Genomic DNA, 22,167 nt, shown 5'->3' with positions numbered 1-22,167 from the left:
CACGATGCGCTATGGGCCGGTTCGCTCTTCGCCGGCAAAGTTCCCTCTATCACTTTGATCGGCACCATATGGACCGCACAGATGAGGACTTGTTTGCATCGACCGGCGACGGCACCGAGCCTCGCCGGCTGCTGGGTTTACGTCAGGCAGTTGCCCTGATCGTCGGCGTGGTCATCGGCGCCGGCATCTTCAAGTCGCCCTCCATCGTTGCCGGCCTCAGCGGCAGTGCCGACTGGATGTTCGCCATGTGGATCCTGGGCGGCCTGGTCTCGCTGGTGGGCGCCCTGTGCTATTCCGAACTCACCACCGCCTACCCGCATCCCGGCGGCGATTATCACTTCCTGCACCGTGCCTACGGCCGCGCCACCGCCTTCCTGTTCGGCTGGGCCCGCTTCGCGGTGATCACCACTGGCTCGATCGCGCTGCTGGCCTTCGTGTTCGGCGACTACATGCAGCAGGCCGTGCCGCTCAGTTTCCTGCCCGAGGGCTGGGGCGCCACCGCCTACGCCTGCGCGGTGATCGTCGTCCTGTCGCTCGTCAACCTGCAGGGCTTGCGTACCGGCGCCGGCGCCCAGATGTGGCTGACGCTTGCCGAGATCGGCGGCCTCCTGCTATTGGTGGCCGCGGCCGCCTTCTTCACCGACGGCGCCCCGGCAGCGGCGCCGGCGCTTGCCACGGCGGACACGGCGGCGCCGGTCTCGTTCGGCATGGCCATGGTGTTCGTCCTGCTCACCTACGGCGGCTGGAACGAGGCCGCCTACATCAGCGCCGAGATCCGCGGCGGCGCCGCCAGCATGGTGCGCGCCCTCACCCTGTCGATCCTGATCATCACGACCCTCTACCTGATGGTCACCTGGGCCTGCCTGCAGGTGCTCGGCATGCAGGGCATGGCCAGCTCCGAGGCGCTGGCGGCCGACGTCATGGGCATCGCCTTCGGCGCCTCCGGGGAAAAGGTCATTTCGATACTGGTCGCGATCTCGGCGCTGACCTCGATCAACGCCACCATGATCGTCGGGGCCCGCACCGGCTTCGCCATCGGCCGCGACTGGCGCTCGCTGCGCAAGCTCGGCCAGTGGAACGACGAGAACAGCACCCCGACGGTGGCGATGTCGATCCAGTGCGCCGCCGCCCTGCTGCTGGTCGGCATCGGGGTCGCCTTCGGCAGCGGCTTCAAGGCCATGGTCGAGTTCACGGCGCCGGTGTTCTGGCTGTTCTTCCTGCTCAGCGGGGTGTCGCTGTTCGTGCTGCGCCGGCGCGAGCCCGACCTGCCGCGGCCGTTCCGGGTGCCGCTCTATCCCCTGCTGCCCCTGCTGTTCTGCGCCACCTGCGCCTACATGCTCTGGTCCAGCCTGTCGTACGTGTACAGCCAGTCGCTCGGCGGGCTGAACGCGGCCTGGATCGGAGTGGCCGTGCTCGCCAGCGGATCGCTGCTGCTGCTCTTCCTCGACCGCAAGGATGGCCTTGACGCTGCCAAGACAAGATCCGTTCCCTGACCAAGTAACTGAGCCACCTGAAGGAGTCCACATGCAAACCGACGAACGCCGCCGTACCCTGCTGCTGTCCGCCGCCGCCGCCGCGGGCACCATCCTGCTGCCGACCCACGCGCACGCGCAAGCCCTGGCCGAGCCAGAGCGCCTCGACGTACCCTACGTGCCCACGCCCCAGGAAGTGGTCGACCGCATGCTCGAGATGGGCAAGGTCGGCAAGGGCGACGTGCTGTACGACCTCGGCTGCGGCGACGGCCGCATCGTCGTGACCGCGGCCAAGAACCGCGGCGCGCGCGGCACCGGCATCGACCTGAATCCGGTGCGCATTGCCGAGGCCAAGGAGAATGCGAAGACCGCCGGCGTGGCCGACCGCGTCAACTTCAAGGTGGGCGACCTGTTCCAGGCCGACGTGTCTCCGGCCACCGTGGTGACGCTCTACCTGCTGCCCTCGGTGAACGTCAAGCTGCGGCCGCGCCTGTGGCAGCAGCTCAAGGTCGGCACCCGCGTGGTGTCGCACGCCTTCGACATGGGACCGGAATGGCCGCCCGAGAAGAAGGACGAAGTGGACGGCCGCACCATCTATTTCTGGACCATCACCCAGGGCAACAAGAAAGCCGTGAAGGCTTGAACAGCCGAGCGCCTGCTGGTCAAGGGCTGGTAGCCGCCGTTGGCGCAGCTTGCGGCGGCACCCGAAGGGTCTCGCCGATGCGCAGCACGCCGAAGGCTTCCTCGCTCACGCCATGGGCCTGGCGCGCGATCTCGAGGTCGCGCGGCGCCTGGTCGATGCGTTCCTGGCCCATCGGGAAGGTGCCCCAGTGCATGCCCACGCTGCGCCGCACGCCCAGCTCGCGGTGGATGCGGATCGCCTCGTCGGGGCTGACGTGTGAATTGCGGTACCACACCGGCTGGTAGGCGCCGATCCCGATCGCGGCCAGGTCGAAGCCCTCGGGAAAGCGGGCGGCGATATCCTGGATGTCCTTCGAATAGCCCAGGTCGCCCGAGAAAAAGAAGGAGAAGCCGGGACGGGTCACGGCCCAGGCGCCCCACAGGGTTTCGTTGCGGTCGTACAGGCCGCGCGCCGACCAGTGATGAACCGGCAGGAACTGCAGTTCCAGGCCGCGCAGGCTGGCCTTGTCCCACCAGTCGAAGCGGGCGATGCGCGAGCGGTCGCCGCCGGTCACATGCTGCGCCAGCCACAGGTCGACGCCCAGCGGCGCGTACAGCATGGGCGCGCCGCCCTTCTGCCGGTATAGCGCGCGCAGCGATGCCAGCGACAGGTGGTCATAGTGCGAATGACTGATCAGGATGGCGTCGATGTGCGGCAGGTCCTGCAGGGCCACGCCCGGCGCCTGCTGGCGCTTCGGGCCGGCGAAGGACAGCGGCGAGGCACGGTCCTCGAACACCGGGTCGAGCAGGATGTTCACGCCGTTACCGGTCTGCAGCAGGAAAGTCGCGTGGCCGATCCAGGTCAGCGCCGGCTCGGTCTTGTTCGCATGGAGGTAGCCCAGGTCGGCCGCCACCGTCGGCACCGGCGCCAGGGGCAGGCGTTCCGAGCCGTCCGAGGTCCAGTTCCTGATGCGCCCGGCCCAGCCTTCGAAGAAGCCGACTTTCGGCCGCTGGTAGGCGGGATTCGGCGGGTAGTTGTTGGCGAAGCCCTCGGACCGGTGATGCGGCTTGCCCGCGTCATAGTAGGGATTGACTTGCGCACAGCCGGCAAGCAGGGAGGCGGCAAGAATAGCGCTCGGCAGGGCAAGGCGGACTGGCAGGGACATGGAGGAGATGAACGGTTGAAAACGACGAGTATAAGGGAACGCGTGGGATGCCTCCGACGCAGTAGCGGAAGCGTCCCGGGCAGTGCAAACAAGATTTGCACATAGCGGTCTGGGTGCAAATAAGATTTGCATGAAAGACAATAAATGCACATGCCCTACGCCGCGCGAGAACGGCGATCCCCATTTTGCCATTTCCTTATTGTTGCCCAGGATGTAAGCTACAGGGCCCAGCGCGAACGCTGGCGGCGCCCGCGGCCCATCCACCGCCCCGGGTGCTCCCGTCTGGCCACAAGCGGGACGTCCCGTGCGCATCCGCTGTCATTCTGCTACCGTAGGGAGGCAGCGGCGGCGCACCAGCCCGGCACCAGGTGCCGGAGCGGCAGCGACCTCTTTAACTTTTCCAGCACCTTATTTTGGCTGTTCACTATGACTTCTTCGACCGACCTTGACAACGCGCTTCCCCTCGACATGATCATCTTCGGCGGCATGGGCGACCTGGCGATGCGCAAACTGCTTCCCGCGCTCTACATGGCCTACCTGCACGGCAACCTGCCGGGGCAGACCCGCATCATCTCGACCGGGCGCCAGGAGTTCGACCGCGACGCCTATCTCCGCTTCGTCGAAGAGAATTCGCGCTCCTTCATCTCGGGCAACAACTTCAACGAGAAGACCTGGGACGGCTTCCTGCAGTTGCTCGAATACGTGCGCCTCGACGTCCAGGCCGCGCCCGACTTCAGCGCCCTGGCGGCGGCGGCCCACCCGGGCGCGCAGCGCGTGTTCTACCTCTCCACTGCGCCGGCCCTGTTCACCACCATCTGCGCCAAGCTGGCCGACGCCGGCCTGGTCGACGCCAGGGCGCGCGTGGTGCTGGAAAAGCCGCTGGGACAGGACCTCGAGTCCGCCATCGAGATCAACGAAGCGGTCGGCAAGCACTTCGCCGAATCGCAGATCTACCGCATCGACCACTACCTGGGCAAGGAGACCGTGCAGAACCTGATGGTGCTGCGCTTCGGGAACTCGATCCTGGAACCGCTGTGGCGCGCGCCGAACATCTCGAGCGTGCAGATCACGGTGGCCGAGGAAGTCGGCGTCGGCAGCCGCGCCGGCTTCTACGACAGCACCGGCGCGATGCGCGACATGGTCCAGAACCACCTGCTGCAGCTGCTGTGCATCGTCGCCATGGAGCCGCCCACCTCGCTTTCGCCGGACGCGGTGCGCGACGAGAAGCTCAAGGTGCTGCGCTCGCTGCGCCGCCTCACGCTGGCCGACATCGCGCGCGACACCGTGCGCGGACAATATGTCCACGGCGTCAGCGGCAACCAGGAAGTGGGCGGCTACCTCGAGGAAAAGAACGTCCCGGCCGACAGCAAGACCGAGACCTTCGTGGCCCTGCGCGCCCACGTCGACACCTGGCGCTGGTCCAAGGTGCCGTTCTACCTGCGCACCGGCAAGCGCATGGCGCGCCGTTCCTCGAAGATCGTGGTGGAATTCGCCAATCCGCCCTTCCCGCTGTTCCCCGACATGCCGGGCGGCGTCGCCAACCGCCTCGTGATCGAACTGCAGCCGGAAGAAGCGATCAAGCTGCAAATCATGGCGAAGCAACCCGGCAGCGGCATGCAGATGCAGCAGGTCGCCCTGAACCTCGACCTGCAGTCGGCATTCCAGCAGCGCCGCGCGGAAGCCTACGAGCGCCTCTTGATCGACGTGGTGCGTGGCCGCCTGACCCACTTCATGCGCCGCGACGAGCTGGAGGCCGCCTGGGCCTGGGCCGACCCGATCATCGAAGGCTGGAGCACGCTGGGCGAGAAGCCGCATCCGTATGCGGCCGGCTCGTGGGGACCGGCGGAAGCCTTCGCGCTGCTGGCGCGCGACGGTTTCGCCTGGGTCGAGTAAACCCTACGACAGCAAGGACCTGCGCCGCGCGCGCAGGATCCACGCGTACAGCAGGCCATTGATGACGAGCACGCCGGCCGCCAGCCCCAACTGCAGGCCGCGCGTCATTTCCCCCGGATAAATCAGCGGCAACAGGTAATGGTCGATGAAGCCGCCGTTGTAGCCGGATTCTCCGGCCAGCAGGCGCATGCGGTTCTCCACATGGGTGAGCGGACAGACCGCGCCCAGCACCTCGATGCCGAAGCCCCAGGCCGCCGCCGCCAGGTGCAGCGGCAGCAGGCGCGGCCGGCGCAGCACCAGCAAGGCGCCGAACACGACGAACAGGATGAAAGCGAGGTGCACGAGCAGCACCGCATCCGCCAGGAACCGATAGACCATGTTTGAACGGTCTTCCAGGAAACGATCGACCCGACCAGTTTAATACGCCGCAAGGCCCCATGCCATTCGACGCGTGCGCGATTGAAGCCGCGCGCAAGGCGGCGTACAGTTGTTGGTCTTCGAACCCATTGAAAACACCATGCACGCCTTGACTCCGCAAGCCTTTGCCCTGCCCTCGTTTGCTTCGCTTGGAGCAAATCTACTCAAGAACATGGACCGCAGCCGCCAGGCGCGCGGCAAGCTGCTCGACCGTGCCGGCTATGGTCCGCAGGAAACCCCGTTTACCGTCCTGCACAGCGAAGCGGGCCTGAACCTGCGCCGCTTCGGCGGCGCCGGCGAGGACGGCCCGGCCGTGCTGCTGGTTCCCGCGCCGATCAAGCGTTCCTATATCTGGGACCTGGCGCCCGAGATCAGCGTCGTGCGGCGCTGGATGGAGGGAGGCTACCAGGTCTACCAGGCCGAGTGGACGCCGCTTCCCGACGACGGCGACGACGATGACTTCGGCCTGGACGACTATGGCGACCGCCTGCTCGCCGCCTGCCAGCGCGCCATCGAGCTTGACAGCGGCAAGGCCAGCTTGACCATCGCCGGCCATTCGCTGGGCGGCATCCTGGCGGCAATCTACAGCTGCCTGCACCCGGACCGGGTCGATGCCACGGTGCTGCTGGAATCGCCCCTGCATGTCGAAAAGCAGTCCTGCTGCTTCACGCCCCTGATCGACGCGACGGCGCATGCGCAACCGATCGCGGACGCCTTCCGCCAGGTGCCGGGCGTGTTCCTGAACATGATGAGCGCCATCGCCGAGCCGCATGCTTTCCAATGGGAGCGCATGATGGACCGCTGGCTGTCGCTCACCGACCCGAAGCTGCTTGTCACGCACATGCGGGTGGAGCGCTGGACCCACGACGAATTCCCCTTGCCGGGCCGACTGTTCACCGAGCTGGTCGAGCAGCTCTACCGCAAGGACGAGTTCATGCAGGGCAAGCTGCGCATTGGCGCGCGGCAAATCGGTCCGCAAGACCTGCGCGCGCCCCTGGTCAGCGTGCTCGACCCGCGCAGCAAGCTGATTCCCGAGGCATCGATGCGCCCCTTCCACGAGGCCGCGGCGAGCGAGCGCAAGTGCCTGCTGCACTACGAGGGCGATGTCGGCGTCAACCTGCAGCACGTGGGCGTGCTGGTCGGGAACAGCGCCCATGCGCGGATCTGGCCGGCGATCTTCGAGTGGCTGGCCGGCGTACGGCAATAGGCTTCAGAGCGCTCCCCGCGGCCGCCAGCGCATCTGCAGGCGAACCTGCTCTTCCGTTTCGACCGTAAAACCCAAGGCCGCGTACAGCCGGCGCGCACGATGGTTATCGGTGAGCACTGCCAGCGTCAGATCGCGCCCGTCCTGCGCTGCCTGGCGCTGCAGGCGGCGCAGCGCCTCGCCCGCGACCCCGCGCCCGCGCGCATCTAGCATGACGGCGATATCGACCACCCGGATCGCCCCCGGCACGCTGGCCGTCACCAGGCGGCCCACCGGCACGCCGTCCAGTTCCAGCACCTCGTACAGCGCCTCGGGATAGCTGCTGCGGTAGCCGGCCACCTGCATCTGCCGCTGCATGGCGACGATGCCGTCGATGTAGCGCGGATCGGCAAGCAGACCCAGCAGGTCGTCGCGGGTCGAGCGGTACAGGGCAAGGGAGAAGTCCTCGTCGGACGGCAGGGCGGGCCGGATGTGCAGGGCGGCAAGAGACATGGCGGGAATGCTGGGCATGGTGGACGTTTCCCGGCAGTATATCCGGTAGCGGACTCGGCCACGGGCGCAGGCAATCTGCGCTACCATGCCGGGCATTCTCCCGCCATCACGAACCAAGGATCCACGTGTTACCCGTACTCGCTCTCGACGTGGGAGCCGCCATCAAGACCCTGGTGCTGACCCTCGACCTGTTCGGCACCTTCGTCTTCGCCCTCAGCGGCGCCATCGCCGGCGCCCGCCGCCGCCTCGACATCTTCGGGGTGCTGGTGCTGTCCTTCGTTGCCGCCAACTCGGGCGGCATCGTGCGCGACCTCCTGATCGGCGCCACCCCGCCGGCCGCGATCCGGGACTGGCGCTACATGGCCGTGTCCTTGCTGGCCGGCCTGGTCATCTTCTTCTGGTATCCGATCGTCAACCGACTGCGCAATCCGGTGCTGATCTTCGACGGCGCCGGCCTGGCGCTGTTCTGCGTGGCCGGGGCGCAAAAGGCGCTGGTGTTCGGCGCCGACCCATGGGCGGCCGCCCTGCTCGGCATGTTGACCGGCATCGGCGGCGGCGTCGCCCGCGACGTGCTGCTCAACGACGTACCGGCAGTATTCCGCTCCGACATCTACGCTGCCGCCGCGCTGGCCGGCGCCAGCGTCGTCGTCCTCGGCGACGCGCTGCAATGGCCCGCCGCCCCCACCGCCATCGCCGGCGCCGCCCTGTGCTTCGGCCTGCGACTGGCCGCGATCCGCTTCGGCTGGCACCTGCCCACCGCGCGCCATCCGGATCAACCCGACGACGAGGCGAAGGACCCGAAGCACGGCGAATACCGCTGAGCGACCGTCCTCGAGCGGTCGGACCGAATCCCGGGATACGCTTGTCGCACGCGCGCCGGGTTTTACTCCAAAGCCCGGTTGCGTGATTCCAGGTCGACGCACAGGATCGCCAGTGCCGCAATGAGCAGGAAGCCGGCCAGCATCCCCAGCGCAAGCGTGAAATGGGTCGCCATCACCGGCGCGACGATCGCGGGCGCGAACAGCCCCCCGAACCGGGCGATGGCCCCGGCCGTCCCCATGCCGCTGGCGCGCAGGTCGGTCGGGTAGACCTCGGGCGTGAACGCATACAGCGCGCCCCAGGTGCCCAGCAGCGCAAAGCTCATCAGGAGGGTGGATCCGACCACCAGCCAGGTGGCGTTGCCCAGGCTGTAGGCCATGCAGCCGGCCGCGCTCACGAGCAGGAAGCCGACCAGGGTCGGCTTGCGTCCCCAGCGCTCCACACCATAGGCCGACAGCGCAAAGCCCGGCAACTGCACCAGCGCCAGCAGGATCAGGAATTCCTGTCCGCGCATGAAGCCGAATCCCTCGCTGCTCAAGCGCACCGGCAGGTAGACGAAGACGCCGTAGTAGGCGACCGAGATCAGCATCCACGCCAGGAACAGGGAGACGCTGCGGCGCCGCAGCTTGCCGGCGAACAGCGCCGACAGCGGCTGCTTGCCGCCGGTGTCCGGCGCCAAAGGCGGAATCTCGACCTGGCGGCCGTTCACCGCGGCCACCCGCGCCAGCACGGCGCGGGCCTCCTGCCCCTTGCCGCTGCGGTTGAGGTACATGGGCGACTCGGGCACGAACAGGCGCAGGACAACGCCAATGAGCGCCGGCAGGCCGGTGACCAGGAAAATCACGCGCCACGCATCGATACCCCAGCGTAGCGCCACCAGGGCCAGGATGGCCAGCAGGATGGTGCCGACGGCCCAGAAGGACTCGAGCAGCACGAGCCAGCGGCCGCGCCGCTCGCTGGGCAGGAATTCGGCCATCATCGTGTAATCCACCGGCAGGGTGCCGCCGACGCCGACGCCGGTGAGGAAGCGCAGCACCAGCAGCCAGCCGAGGTCCGGCGCAAAGGCGGAGGCGACCCCGAAGCAGGCATCGATCAGCACCGCCGCCATCAGCACCGGCCGGCGCCCGATGCGGTCCGCGAGGCGGCCGAAGCAGAAGGCGCCGACCAGCATCCCCACGAAGAACCAGGTCCCGGTCTGCAGCGCCTCGGGCAGCGGCACGCCGAAGGTCTGGGCGATCGACGGCGCACTGAAGCCGATCGACAGCACCTGCATCGCGTCGGCCATCCAGACCAGGCCGAAGATGGCGAACAGCCGGTACTGGAAGCGGCCGACGCCGGCCGCCTGGATGCCCTGCTCAACTGTCGCCGTCATCGTGGACATCGTCGTTTTCCCCTCTCATGGTCGGAGTGTGCAAGAAGAATCCATGGCCAACCGTGCAATGGAAAACACTGGGACGAAAAAAATGCCTGCGATGCAGGCATTCTGGGGGGATGCTCGGGCCTTACACGCCGACCATCGAAATGGCCTTGGTGTTCAGGTAGGACTCCAGGGCTTCCGGACCGCCCTCCGAGCCATAGCCCGAATCCTTGATGCCGCCGAAAGGCAGCTCGGCGCTCGGGGTGGCCGGCTGGTTGATCCACAACATGCCGACTTCGACGCGGTTCATCAGGAGCTGGGCGTTCTTGATCGAACGGGTGAAGGCGTAACCGGCCAGGCCGTACGGCAGGCGGTTGGCTTCCGCGATGGCGTCTTCCAGGGTGTCGAAACCGCGCACCGCAGCCAGCGGGCCGAAAGGCTCGTCGTTGAACACGCTCGCGGCCAAGGGCACGTCGGCCAGCACGGTCGGCGCAAAGAAGTTGCCGGCGTCGCCGACACGCTCGCCGCCGGTCGCCACGACGGCGCCCTTGGCGCGCGCATCCTCGACGAACTGGGCCATGGCGCTCAGGCGGCGCGGATTGGCCAGCGGGCCGAGGGTGGTGCCCTCTTGCAGGCCGTCGCCCACTTTCAGGCCTTCGGCATGCGCCACCAGCGCGCGGGTGAATTCGTCCTTGATCGCGTTATGCACCAGGAAGCGGGTCGGCGAGATGCACACCTGGCCGGCATTGCGGAACTTGGCGGCGCCGGCCGCCTTGACGGCGAGGGCCACGTCGGCGTCTTCGGCGATGATGACCGGGGCATGGCCGCCCAGTTCCATGGTGACGCGCTTCATGTGGGCGCCGGCCAGGGCGGCCAGCTGCTTGCCGACCGGGGTCGAGCCGGTGAAGGTGACCTTGCGGATGATCGGATGCGGGATCAGGTAGCCGGAGATCTCGGCCGGGTCACCGAACACCAGGCCCACCACGCCAGGCGGCACGCCGGCATCGACGAAGCACTGGAACAGGGCCGCCGGCGAGGCCGGGGTCTCTTCCGGCGCCTTGCACAGGAAGGAGCAGCCGGTGGCCAGGGCGGCGGCCAGCTTGCGCACGACCTGGTTGATCGGGAAGTTCCACGGGGTGAAGGCAGCGACCGGGCCGACCGGCTCCTTCAGCACCAGTTGCTGAGCGGCCGGGTTGCGCGACGGCACGATACGGCCGTAGACCCGCATGCCTTCGGCCGCGAACCAGTCGATGATCTCGGCGCCGGCCATGGCTTCCATCTTGGCTTCGGCCAGCGGCTTGCCCTGCTCCTGGGTCAGCAGGCGGGCGATGTCGCCGGCGCGCTCGCGCAGCAGGTTGGCGGCGCGGCGCATGGTGGCGGCGCGCTCGGCGGCGGTAACGTTACGCCAGGTCTCGAAGCCCTTTTGGGCGGCGGCCAGGGCGCGGTCCAGGTCGGCAACGCTGGCGTGGGCCACGGTGCCGATCGACTGGCCGGTGGCGGGATTCACGACCGGGATCGTCTTGCCGCCCGTGGCGTCTTGCCATTCGTTGGCGATGAGGAGTCGGGTATCGGGATAGCTGGAAGTCGTCATGGAGCGTCGCGTCCTTTGTTCAGATGGCCGGAAATGAAAGAATTGACATCATAACCTTTGTCGGAACACCCTGCAGGCCCCAGGCCTGTGTCGCGCCAGAAACGCGAAGGCCCCTGATACACAGGGGCCTTCACGCAGCGCTTCCTCATCCAGACCGGCGGACGCGGCAACCCGGCTTGCTTACAGGTAGTAGGCGCCGCCCACGGTGTAGGGCTTGCCGGCGAATTCGAGCGCGCGACACAGTTTCCTTCCCAGGGTAGCCATCAGCTTGCGCAAGGTATTGCTGGTGGCGGGACGGATCGAGTCGATGGTAGCGGCGTTCATATGGATTCCTTTTGATTTGATGCGATGGCAATGAACGCAGGATAAGAGCAACAGAGAAATTAGTCCAATTGCCATTCCAGATCTCGACCATAATCAAAATATATAATTCAGCTGGGTGGACTGGTCTGTGTTATCACGCCCGGGCATACCCCTGCCGGCGTTCCCGGATATCTCAGTCGCGCACTCCTGCTGCGGCGTCTCCAGGCGCAAGCCTTCGAGAGCGGCTCCCTAATGCGATCCGGACCTCACCGGACAGCATCCAAGCCTGGTCGATGCGCCTGCCCCATCCGCCTGCGCCCCCGATCCCGGCCAGAGCAAGGCAGGCAGCTTTACCAACGCCATCGCCGAAGCCAAGCGCAAGCTGGCCGACTCCCTTGGCATAGCTTCCGAGAAGATCGAGATAACCATCCGCCTCTGAGGGAGCGGCTCAGGGCAGCGCCAGCACCGTGTGCGGCAGACCGGGCGTATCGACCCGGAAGGCGAACAGGCCACCCGCCAGCGGCTGCTCGCGGCGCTGCTCGGGCGACAGGCCCTTCCAGGCGGTGGTGACATAGGCAGTGCGCAGGTCCTCGCCGCCGAAGGCCAGCTTGGTGATGTTCGTGCACGGGAACCGCACGCTGCCGACCAGCCGTCCCGCAGCCGTGTAGCGCTCGATCCGGCCCGCGCCGAACAGGGCGATCCACAGGTCGCCTTCGCAATCGACCGCCATGCCGTCCGGGCGGCTGCCTTCCGGCAGCTGCAGGAACACCCGCTTGCCGGCCAGGCTGCCGTCCTCGCGCAGCTCGAAGGCGTACACGCGGCGCAGCGGCGTATCCGTGTGATACAGGGTCTTGCCGTCCGGGCTGATGGCGGGGCCATTGGTGATGATGTAGCCGGCGTCGGCGCGCGACACGACGCCATCCCGGCCAAGGCGGTACAGTGCCCCCCTTGACTCGAGCTGGGCGTCGTCCATCGATCCGAACCAGAGGTTGCCGCCGGCGTCCACGTGGCCGTCATTGAAACGATTGCCCGGCACGTTGTCCTCGACCTTGCGCAGCGGCGTGAATTCGCCGCGCGCCTCATCGAAGCGGTACAGGCCGTCTTCCAGCGCGCAGACCATGGCGGCGCTAGAATCCGGGACCACGAAACCGGGCTGGCCGGGCGCTTCCCAGCTGCGCCGCTCGCTGCCGTCCGCGGCGCAGCGGTGGATGCGCCGGCCCTTGATGTCGACAAACCAGACCGAACGCGTGGCGGCGTGCCAGAGGGCGCCCTCGCCCAGGTGGGCGCCCAGGTCCCAGATGCATTCCGGTGTCATTGAAGCCATGGTCTTGAAAGTGGTGTCGCCGGTCATGCTCATCCAGGGTCGGGTTGATGGTGCGGAGGCGAGATTGTACCGTCCAGGCCACGGCCGGTCAGTCCAGCGTCACCCCCATCAGCCCGATCACGACATCGTTGGCCAGCGTCCGCAGCTCCAGGCTCTTCAAGTCCTTGCCGCGCTCCAGCGGCATCTCGAGCACGGTAGCCGAGCCGCCGTCGATCTTCGCGCGCAAGTCCTGCGGGAGGGACGCCGGGTCCAGCACCCGGACCCGGGCTGTCTTCAGGTCGACCCGCACCGGCAAGGATCCGCAGTACGGAAACTGGTAGTCGTCGATGAAGTAGTCCTGTTCGATGGGCCACCAGCTGTCGGGATTGTGCAGGGCCAGGCGGCTGCGGCTGCCGTCCGCGTAGGTCACCACCACCTCGCCGTTGTCGATCCGGCTCTGCATCGCATTGCTGGAGCCGGCCATCAGCAGGAATGCGCGCCCGGCCCGGCCCTGCAGCGACACGCTGGCCTGCTTCGGATAATTGTCCCACTGCGAGGTGAACAGAATGTTGGCCGCACCCGGGCTTGAAGGCGTGGCGAAGCTCAGGCCGTTGGGCAGGCGCAGGACGCCGCCCCGGGCGCGCAGGCCGCTGTCGTCGACCGTGGCCATGGCGTTCACGTGCCCGGCCCAGGCGCCGATGCCCTGCGAGGGCAAGGACAGCGAGACAAACGGCGAGCGCGGCGACAGGTACTTCCCGGGCTTGAACAGCTCGGTCACGCGATCGTTGAAGCGGGCCGTCAGGTCGACATGGCGCGAATTCACCCGCGCGCCCGTGGTCCACGCGGCGGCCCGGGGAGTGCACGCCGCTTGCGGGGCATCCGGCGGCGGCGCCGCAGCCTCCCACCAGGTGAACGCGCCCTGGCGCACGCGCCGCAGGCCGTCGCCCGCCGCCGTCTTTGCGACAACCTGCGCAGCGGCGCCGATCGGCTGTCCGCGCCACCGGATCGTGAGCTCGGTCTTGCGCCCGAAGGGCAACTCGATCTGCAGGCGCGGCGCGAAGACTTCGTCGCTGCCGGCGCGCCAGCGCACCGGCTTTCCGTCGGCGAGGACCGAGTCCACGCCGTCGCTCGCTGCCGGCAGCTCGAGCACCAGACGCCCGAAGACCGCGGCCGGCTGTTCGATCGTCCAGCGTTCTTCCGTCCCATCGCGGCGGAACGCCAGCGCCACGCCCGGATGGCGCAGGCTCGCATGCCGCCAGTCGCGCGGAAAGCCCGGACGGATCAGCAGCGTGCCCGCGAGCGCATCCGGGCGCACGCCGAACAGCCCCTCCACCAGCGTGCGCGCCATCACGCCCGAGCCGTCGGCAAAGTCGCGCTGGGCTTCGCGGCGGTAGACGTCGAGGTAGTTCATGCTGCCGATATTCCCCGGCGAGATCCCCATGTAGAGGCTGGCCAGCAGCGCCCCCTTGGCGAGGTCGAAGGCGCGCTCGCCGTCCCCGGCCTGCCAGGTGGCGAGCGCGGTGTGCAGCACCTCGCCCATCACCACGTTGTTGGTGGACCAGGAATACGGCATCCAGTCGGTGGTCGGCAGCACGCGATAAGGGCGGTCGGCAGGCACGCCCGGCCCCGCGACCGGAATCGTGCGGCGCTGGCGCGCCAGGTCGAGCACCATGCGCGCGCCTTCCAGGCGGTTCGGCACCGCGGAATCGATGGCGTGATAGTAGCTCCACAGGCCGTAGCTGGGGTGCAGCAGCCGGGCCCCGAGCAGGTCGCGGTATTCGCCGAAGGCGCCGCGCTCGGGCATCCACAGGTGGCGCCGCATGCCGGCCCGGATGCGCTCGGCCTCGATGCGGTACGGCGCCGGATCCTCGCCGATCAGGGCCGCGATGCGCGCCGCCATCGCGTTGTGCCAGGCATTGTAGGCCGAGGTGTGGGTGGCCCCGCCGCCGTTGTAGTACAGGTCGTCGCTGGCCCAGATCGCGGCATAGCCTTCGTACAGGGGCAACTTGTCGGGCCCGTACTCGCGCCGGAACAGGCGCCGCTCCCAGGCCAGGTGGCGCTCCAGCACCGGCCAAACCGCCCTGGCATACGCGCGGTCGCCGGTCCACAGCAGGTGGCGCAGCAGCGCGTCGATGAAGCCGATGTTCATGTCGTAGTGCGACTTGCTCATGTCGCCGTTGCTGTGCAGGCCGGCTTCGCTGCGCGCCAGGTTGGTGTCGCGGTCGGCGGGCGGCAGGCGCGCCGGCACCGGAGAGGTATCCTGGCGCGCCGTCCATTCGTCGAAGTTGCGGCGCGCGCGATCGTGCCAGCCCAGGGCGTCGAGCGCGTAGGGCCCGCGCCAGCCCAGCAGCTTGGTGCGCCAGGCGATCGCCCCGTGCATGATGGCGCCCTGCTCCTCGTCCCACACGGCGTCCAGGGCGATGTTCAACGCCCCCATTGCGGCGTTGATGTAGGGGTCGGGCGTATCGACTCTCACCTGGCCGCGCAACCGGGCGAAATGGCCGCCGGCCTGCGCGAAGCGTTCGGCCAGTTCCTCCGGCCGGAAGGCGGGCGTGCGGCTGCGCTCGGCCGCGGGACGGGCGTCCAGGGTGCTGCCGGCCTCGCGGTACACCGCCAGTTCGGGCGCCTTCTTGCTGCGCGTGACCTGGAAAGCCAGATCGATGGCCTCCCCGCTCAATGGCAGCCGGCCGAGCGCGACCTGACCATCCTTGCCGGCGTCCTGACCCAGCAAGCCGGCCAGGTCGTCCCATCCGGCGGCGTCGGCGCGGCGCACGGCAAGGGGCCGCGACGCCGTCGCCGTGATCGCCGCCCTGTCGTTGCTGACCGTGAATCCATGGGCATGCAGGTCGACGCTGCTGCCGCGCGCGTCCTCCGGCGCGAACTGGAAATACTGGCTGATCGGCACTGTCTCGGTCCCGATGTCGCCGCCGCGGCGCCCCTGCGCGCCATTGCCGGGGGCGAAGGCAAACACCAGTTCGGCCATCTCAGGCAGCGACTTGCCCGCTACGCGCAGCCCGAGTCCTTCCACGCTCGCATAGGCGATCGCCGCCAGGTGGATCCGGCCGGCTTCGCCCAGCAGCGGATCGGCAATCTCGTAATGCAGCTCGCCCGGCCGGTAGCGCGTCACGATGTGGCGCGCCGCGTGCAGCCAGAGTACGCCGGCGGGGGTCTTGACGCCCAGGCGCACATTGCCGCCGCGCCCGGGCAGGTAGAGCGAAAACTCGGGCCGGTCGCCGCCGTCGACACGGAAGGCGGTATTTCCGCCATACAGGGGACGGTTGAAGAACTCGCCGCCGTTCTCGATGACGAAGTCCTCGCCCTCGGGGCGGTAGCGCAGCGGCCGCGCGACTTGCCCGGCCAGGTTCGGACGCGCTACCTCGACGCCCGGCTTGTACGCCGTCGCCTGCTCGCCGCGCGCTTCCATGGCGAGCGCCGCGAGCGCCAGCAGCACGCAAGCCGGCAGGATGGGCATGCAGGTCTTCATCATGTGATCGTCTCCCCAGCATTGTTTCGGCAGATAATAAGAGAGGTCCTCGCCTCCCATCGCCTCACAGCGGGAAATTCTCATTGGCGTGACTAAGTGAAAAAAAATAACTAAAACCTTGAGGAAAACATTCCCGTGTTCGTCTTACCAAGGGGGAAGCACGAACGGGCGAGCGTATGGACACTGACGTAGTTGACTGGCTTACAATAAATTTTCTGCCGCATGAGGCCGAGTTGCGCAGGATGCTGCGTCGCGTCTGTAGCAGCCCGGCAGAAATCGACGACGTGGTGCAGGAGACCTGTTACCGGATCCTGTCGATGGCCAGCCTGGACGGCATCCGCGATCCCAAGCCCTTCGTCTTCCGCACGGCCAAGAACCTGGTCCTCGACCGCATCAAGCGCGACGCGGTGGTCAGGATCGAAGCCATGGCCAACCTGGAAGACCTCGACATCGCGGACGCGGCGCCCTCGCCCGAGCGGGTGGTGTTCGCCCGCTCGGAACTGAAGTGGGTGATCGGACTTGTCTCGCAGCTGCCCGGCCGCTGCAAGGCAGTGTTCCGGGCGCGCAGGATACACGGCCTGTCGCAGCACGAAACAGCGCAAAGCCTCGGCCTGACCGACGGTGTCGTCGAACACGAAATGATGAAAGGGATGCGCTTGATGTCGGAGATGATTGCCAGTCACGGCATGAACCAGGAGACCGGCGCCATCCCGTCCCCCGCAAAAAAACGCGTCAGCAAGAAACAGAATGTCAACGATCGATAACGAAGCCTTCGAGTGGGTGGCGCGCAAGCTGGCGCGCGGCCTGAGCGCCCCCGAGAGCGCGCAATTCGACGCATGGTATGCCGCCGATGTGCGGCACCAGGGCGCCTACGTGCGCGCCATGGCCATCTACAATGCGATCAATCTCGCCAGCGCCCCGCAATCGCTGTCGCCCGAACTCTCCATGGCGCGGCAGCAGCGCCGCAGCCGGCGCGCCTGGTTCAGGATGGGCGCCATGGCCGCTTGCCTGGTCGCGGCAGTGGGAACCGTCAGCCTGCAAGTCCTGCGCGACGAGCGGGTCCTCACCACGGCCAAGGGCGAGTTCCGCAAAGTGCCGCTGCAGGACAAGTCGGTCGCCACCATCAACAGCGGCAGCCAGATCGAAGTCGCCTTCACCGACAAGCAGCGCACCGTCAACCTGCGCAAGGGAGAAGCCTGGTTCGAGGTCGCCAAGGACAAGACAAAGCCCTTCGTGGTCGAAGCCGGCGCGGCGCGCATCAAGGCGGTCGGCACCGCCTTCTCGGTGCGGCGCTTCGCGAACGGCACCGAGGTGCTCGTCACCGAAGGCAAGGTCGAGGTCTGGGACAAGGGCAGCAGCGCCCGGCGGCGCCAGCTGGTCGAGGGCGACCGCGCCTTCCTGGCGCAGGATGCGAGCGCGATCAGCGTGAGCCGCCAGCCGGTCGAAGTGAACCGCAAGCTGGCATGGAGAGAAGGCAAAGTGATCCTCAAGAACCAGACCCTGGACGACGCAGTGGCGGACTTCAACCGCTACAGCCCGAAGACGATCGTCATCGTCGACGCCACGCTCCGGGACAAGCGCCTGTTCGGCCAGTACAAGCTCGACGCCCCCGAACTGTTCGCCCAGGACGTCAGCACCGTGCTGGACGTCCCGGTCGCGATCACCGCGGACACGATCTTCATCGGCCGCAGGCAAGGCGAGGCGCAGGACGGCATCTGATACAGGAAGCGAAGCGATGCCGCGCCACGCTGGCACACGATCCGGACGCGCCGTCTTTGGCGGGTCCGGATTTTTTTTGCCCTTTGCAGTCAGCTTCCTGAGTATTTATACGACGGCACGCCACTGCTTGATTTTTGAGGGAGGATATCGATTCAGTCATTGTTTTGAGTGATTGGGCAAACGATCGCCGCAGCATGAGGAAGACGCCGCCGCCGGCAGTCTTTACACATACGGAGCAGCATAGTTCCGACAAAAACAGATTAGAGGAGACGTGCATGAACCCCATGCACCCATACGCCAGCGCGGCCGGCACCATCCTGGCCGTGAGCTTGGCCGCGTACGCGGGCAGCGTCAGCGCCCAGGAATCGCCGCGGCCCTTCAATATTCCCGCAGGCCCTGCGACGGAGTCCATTCCGGAATTCGCGCGCCAGGCCGGCATCAACATATTGACCTCGGCGGACATCCTGGATGGCGTGAACACCGAAGCCCTCACCGGCGCATTCGTCATCTCCGAGGCGGTCGATCGACTGCTCGGCTGCACTAATCTGGTCGGACGGGTCAGCTCCGGCGGCACCGTGGTGATCCTGGCGCGACCGCCAGGCCCATCCGGACAACCCAATGACTCGAAAATATCGGATGAGACAATGACAAAAAATACCCTCCCCGGCCGGCGCAAGGCGACCTGCGTCGCGGTCTCGGCGGCCGTGCTCATGATGGGCGCACCGCTGGCCAGTGCGCAGGAGCAGGCGCCCGGCACGCAGGTGCAGATACCGGAGGCGAAGGCACAGTCCGGACAGAGCGCGCCGGCGGCCAACCAGCAAGGCGGCGACGGCGTGCAGCAGGTGAAGGTGGTGGCCACCCGCGCCTCCCAGCAGTCCAGCATCGACCGCAAGAAGAATGCCGCCACCGCGATCGATTCGATCGTCGCCGAGGACGTGGGCAGCCTGCCGGACCGGAACGTCGGTGAGGCGATCTCGCGCATCGCCGGCATCGCGCTGGACCGCGGCGACTTCGGTGAGGGCGTCACCGTGTCGGTGCGCGGCAACGGCCCGGACCTGACGCGGGTAGAACTGGACGGCCAGGCGGTGCAGTCCGCCGGCGGCAGCGACATGGCCGGCGGCGGCGACGGCCGCGCCGTCGAATTCCGCCAGCTGTCCGCCGACCTGATCAAGAGCGTCGACGTGGTCAAGGGCTCGACCGCCGACATGACCGAGGGTTCGCTGGGCGGCGGCATCCAGATCAAGACCCGTACCGGCCTCGATTTCAAGAAGCCCTTCGCCTCGCTGCGCGTGGCCGGCAGCCAGAACAGCCTGAACAAGAAATGGCAGCCGGACGCCAACCTGATCCTGGCGAACAAGTACATGAACGGCCGCCTGGGCCTGCTGCTGAACGCATCGAGCACCACGCTGGACAACGAAGGCCACAAGACCGAGGTGTCGGGCGGCGGAAACAATGGCTGGCAGGGCTACTACCGCCTGTTCGACTTCGACAATTCGCCCGAGAAGACCTTCAGCTACCAGCCGGGCACCGTCAACACGGCCGATGCGACCAGCACCACCCCGCTGCTGCGCTCCGCCTTGGCGAACGGCGGCTTCTTCAACTCGGCCACGCCCCTGGAAATGGTCACCCGCTCGGCCGGCGCGCAGAGCAAGGACGAATGCCGTGCGATCTTCGCGCCGATCCCGGCCGCCCAGCTGAACCTGATCTCGTCGTCGGCGCGCACCGCCGCGCAGAACCAGCGCACCAACGAGCTCAATACCTGCCTGAACCAGTGGAACGACTACACCCCGTCCGGCCCGCGCTACGTGGTGCGGCGCGAGATCGACCGCCGCAAGAATCTCGACCTGCGCGCCGATTTCAAGCTCACCGACGAGCTGACCCTGTACTCGAAAGGCAGCTACAACAAGCGCCACAACGACATCAACACCCTGGCTTTCTCGCTGGGTAACATGTCGGTGCAGAACGGCAGCAGCAACGTGCAGCCCGGTTCCGCCGTGGTCGACGCCAAGCACCACCTGACCTCGTATACCTTCAACAATACCAACAGCAATGGCGTCGCCAAGACCAACCAGAGCCACGGCATCGGCGAGACCACCGCGCGCTACCTGCAACTGGGCGGCAATTTCAAGCGCGGCGGCCTGAACGTCGACTTCTTCGCCGGCGACGCTCAGTCCGACTTCAGGAAGGGCATCAAGGAACTCACGCTGAACGACTACTACGGCACCGGCTCGATGAGCGTGATGCCGAACGGCCTGTGGACCTACAGCTTCCCGAACGTCAATCCGATCACCTCGGCCGATCCCTCGCGTTTCGCCGCGCTGTTCCCGCGCGGCGCCAGCGCGGCCATCGTGCCGACGGTCTACACCACCAACTCGGCACCCGCCTACACCGCCGCCCAGCAGAATGCAGGTACCTCCTCGCCGAACCTGACCTGGGTGCCGACCGAGTACCACACCTCGGAGCGCACCGCCAAGGTGGACGCGACCTGGAACACGCCGGACCGCATCCCCTTCTTCAAGCGCTTCAAGACCGGCTACAACATGCGCGACACGCGCAACGACAACTGGAACCTGAACAACGGCGGCTATAACCTGCGCGACCCGCAAGGCACTTTCGGCACGCCGGGCTTCGTGGCGCCGATCGTGATGCCTTCGCCGACCCTGCGCAGCACCATGTACGGCTGCGCCGACACGCCGGGCTCGCTGGCGCCGGGCGGCAACAAGTGCCAGTACGGCTGGATTCCGAAAGGCGACATCCGCCAGTCGCTGGATGGCGCGATGGTCTACACCATCCCCCAGTTCGTCGACATGCTGAGCCAGGTCATGACGCTGAAAGCCACGCCGACCCAGTTCTTCAACGGCGCCAAGGACCGTCCCGCCGGCCTGATCGAGAACTGGACGCAGGTCGACGTGGAGAAGCTGTTCGCCATTTCCCAGGTCGGCAACACCAACTTTGATTGCGTGAAATCCTGCACCGCCAGCGACGGCAAGGTCTACGCGCAGCCGGCGAACCACCTGAAGGAACGCACCGACGCCTTCTACCTGATGGGCGACTTCGGCCTCGACCACCTGCCGTTCACGGATCGTTCGCTGCCCTTCGGCCTGGAACTGGAAGGCAACGTGGGCGTACGCTACGTGCGCACCAAGGTGCACGGCACCGGCATGATGAGCTTCACGGCCATCATGAAGACCCCCAGCTTCGACCCGAGCTTCCCGGATGCGGAGGGCGGCACGACCAGGATGCGGGTGCAGCAGGCCACCGCCATCAGCGCCAAGACCAGCGATCTCCTGCCGAGCCTGAACCTGGCGACCTGGCTGGTGCCCGACAAGCTGGTGCTGCGCTACAGCGCCGCCAAGACAGTGGCGCGGCCGCCGGTCTCGCGCCTGCTGGCCTCGGGTTCGTGCACCTACGATCAGGTAGCGGCCGACCTGGGCGAAGACGGGCAGTCGTGCTCGGGAACGGTCGGCAATCCGGAACTGGCCGCGCAGAAGAACTTCAACCAGAACCTGTCGATCGAGTGGTATCCGAACCGCGACACGATGCTGACGGCGACGGGCTTCCGCCAGGACGGCAAGATCGGCGGCGCGATCGCCCAGGGCGTGTCGCAGTCGCCGCTGTTCGCCAACTCGGACATGGTCAATCCCGTTACCGGCGAGACGCTGGCCGGCCAGCTGTTCGACTACTCCACCTGGATGAACGGCGCCACGACGGGCCGCCGCGGCGTGGAATTCAGCGGCAAGACGGCCTTCACCTTCCTGCCATGGCTGCTGCGCTACACCGGTTTCGACGCCAACTACTCGAAGATGCATTCGTCCACCTCGAAGGCGAACATCGTCGACCTGCTGACCGGCACGCCGCTGCCGCCGCAGAACGAGCCGAAGTACACCTACAACGCGGCCCTGTGGTACGACGACGGCAGGCTGTCGGCTCGCATCGCCCTGCAGGCCGTGGGTTCCTACTTCAACTGCATCGCGGCCTGCGGCAAGTCGACCAGCATGTACAACTACCCGAACGTGGGCGGCGGGCGTACCAACACCACCTACAACCCGGGTTCGCCCAACTTCACGGACGCCACCCGCTTCATCGACGCCAAGATCTCGTACCGGTATTCGCCGATGATCGAAGTGTTCGTCGAAGGACGCAACATCGGCAACGCAACCGTTTCGCACAGCCAGGGCCCGTACGCGCCGTTTGCCGACGGCACGCCGAACATCCTGGACTACGCGTATTCGGGTCGCCGCATCATGTTCGGGGTGAATTTCCGGACGATGTAATCAGGCCCCGAAGCAGGAAAACCGTCACTCCGCGCAAGCGGGCTGACGGTTT

General features: G+C 67.1%; 16 protein-coding genes. 8 read left to right on the top strand and 8 right to left on the bottom strand.

Features of this window, described 5'->3' with window-relative positions; genetic code table 11:
• Nucleotides 1-68: 68 nt before the first annotated feature.
• Together YWC_RS0102340 and YWC_RS0102335 are read left to right on the top strand one after the other, a co-directional pair.
• Nucleotides 69-1,493 (top strand): APC family permease, encoded by a 1,425-nt coding sequence (locus YWC_RS0102340; RefSeq protein ID WP_084416259.1) that lies wholly within the window; start codon nt 69-71, stop codon nt 1,491-1,493.
• 31 nt (nt 1,494-1,524) lie between these two features.
• Entirely contained in the window at nt 1,525-2,115 is a 591-nt protein-coding gene (locus YWC_RS0102335; protein ID WP_027863936.1) for an SAM-dependent methyltransferase, read from the top strand.
• A gap of 19 nt (nt 2,116-2,134) precedes the next feature.
• Here the strand turns inward: YWC_RS0102335 and YWC_RS0102330 are convergent, their stop codons facing one another.
• A complete protein-coding gene (locus tag YWC_RS0102330; RefSeq protein ID WP_036212729.1) occupies nt 2,135-3,259 on the bottom strand; it encodes an MBL fold metallo-hydrolase in 1,125 nt (374 codons plus the stop codon).
• A gap of 426 nt (nt 3,260-3,685) precedes the next feature.
• Here YWC_RS0102330 and zwf point away from each other — a divergent pair, with 426 nt between their 5' ends.
• A complete protein-coding gene (zwf, locus tag YWC_RS0102325) occupies nt 3,686-5,152 on the top strand; it encodes a glucose-6-phosphate dehydrogenase (RefSeq protein ID WP_027863934.1) in 1,467 nt (488 codons plus the stop codon).
• A gap of 3 nt (nt 5,153-5,155) precedes the next feature.
• On the opposite strand, the gene YWC_RS0102320 is transcribed toward zwf, so the two are convergent.
• Nucleotides 5,156-5,530 carry a DUF2784 domain-containing protein gene (locus YWC_RS0102320; protein ID WP_027863933.1) on the bottom strand — a complete coding sequence of 125 codons (375 nt, stop codon included), beginning with the start codon at nt 5,528-5,530 and terminating at the stop codon, nt 5,156-5,158.
• A 139-nt stretch (nt 5,531-5,669) separates the two neighbouring features.
• Between YWC_RS0102320 and YWC_RS0102315 the strand changes: the two genes are divergently transcribed.
• The gene (locus tag YWC_RS0102315) at nt 5,670-6,776 is read left to right on the top strand and encodes an alpha/beta fold hydrolase (protein WP_229412990.1); all 1,107 of its coding nucleotides are present in this window, start codon (nt 5,670-5,672) and stop codon (nt 6,774-6,776) included.
• A 3-nt stretch (nt 6,777-6,779) separates the two neighbouring features.
• Here the strand turns inward: YWC_RS0102315 and YWC_RS0102310 are convergent, their stop codons facing one another.
• Entirely contained in the window at nt 6,780-7,283 is a 504-nt protein-coding gene (locus tag YWC_RS0102310) for a GNAT family N-acetyltransferase (protein WP_169728075.1), read from the bottom strand.
• 107 nt (nt 7,284-7,390) lie between these two features.
• Here YWC_RS0102310 and YWC_RS0102305 point away from each other — a divergent pair, with 107 nt between their 5' ends.
• Complete coding sequence (locus tag YWC_RS0102305; protein ID WP_051306154.1) at nt 7,391-8,086, top strand: trimeric intracellular cation channel family protein; 696 nt, start codon at nt 7,391-7,393, stop codon at nt 8,084-8,086.
• 62 nt (nt 8,087-8,148) lie between these two features.
• Here YWC_RS0102305 and YWC_RS0102300 read toward each other — a convergent pair whose 3' ends face one another.
• From YWC_RS0102300 to YWC_RS0102280, 5 genes are all read right to left on the bottom strand, one after another.
• A complete protein-coding gene (locus YWC_RS0102300) occupies nt 8,149-9,465 on the bottom strand; it encodes an MFS transporter (protein WP_027863929.1) in 1,317 nt (438 codons plus the stop codon).
• Nucleotides 9,466-9,586: 121 nt separating this feature from the next.
• Entirely contained in the window at nt 9,587-11,032 is a 1,446-nt protein-coding gene (locus YWC_RS0102295; protein ID WP_027863928.1) for an NAD-dependent succinate-semialdehyde dehydrogenase, read from the bottom strand.
• Between the two features lie 180 nt (nt 11,033-11,212).
• Nucleotides 11,213-11,356, bottom strand: coding sequence for a hypothetical protein (locus YWC_RS32600; RefSeq protein WP_156923444.1), 144 nt, complete (start codon nt 11,354-11,356; stop codon nt 11,213-11,215).
• 427 nt (nt 11,357-11,783) lie between these two features.
• The gene (locus tag YWC_RS0102285) at nt 11,784-12,686 is read right to left on the bottom strand and encodes an SMP-30/gluconolactonase/LRE family protein (protein WP_229412989.1); all 903 of its coding nucleotides are present in this window, start codon (nt 12,684-12,686) and stop codon (nt 11,784-11,786) included.
• Nucleotides 12,687-12,747: 61 nt separating this feature from the next.
• Nucleotides 12,748-16,125, bottom strand: coding sequence for a DUF4450 domain-containing protein (locus YWC_RS0102280; protein ID WP_229412988.1), 3,378 nt, complete (start codon nt 16,123-16,125; stop codon nt 12,748-12,750).
• Nucleotides 16,126-16,298: 173 nt separating this feature from the next.
• Here YWC_RS0102280 and YWC_RS27925 point away from each other — a divergent pair, with 173 nt between their 5' ends.
• From YWC_RS27925 to YWC_RS0102265, 3 genes are all read left to right on the top strand, one after another.
• Nucleotides 16,299-16,886, top strand: a complete 588-nt coding sequence (locus YWC_RS27925) for an RNA polymerase sigma factor (RefSeq protein ID WP_084416257.1) — start codon at nt 16,299-16,301, stop codon at nt 16,884-16,886.
• Entirely contained in the window at nt 16,870-17,841 is a 972-nt protein-coding gene (locus tag YWC_RS0102270; protein ID WP_027863925.1) for a FecR family protein, read from the top strand. Before YWC_RS27925 ends, YWC_RS0102270 begins: the two co-directional genes overlap by 17 nt.
• A gap of 275 nt (nt 17,842-18,116) precedes the next feature.
• The gene (locus YWC_RS0102265; RefSeq protein ID WP_027863924.1) at nt 18,117-22,115 is read left to right on the top strand and encodes a TonB-dependent receptor; all 3,999 of its coding nucleotides are present in this window, start codon (nt 18,117-18,119) and stop codon (nt 22,113-22,115) included.
• The last annotated feature ends 52 nt before the right edge of the window (nt 22,116-22,167 follow it).

Origin of the sequence: Massilia alkalitolerans DSM 17462 (assembly GCF_000427785.1) — a bacterium.
GTDB classification, from domain to species: domain Bacteria; phylum Pseudomonadota; class Gammaproteobacteria; order Burkholderiales; family Burkholderiaceae_D; genus Telluria; species Telluria alkalitolerans.
Note: the sequence above shows the minus strand (reverse complement) of the source record. Positions and strands in the feature narration are given on the sequence as shown.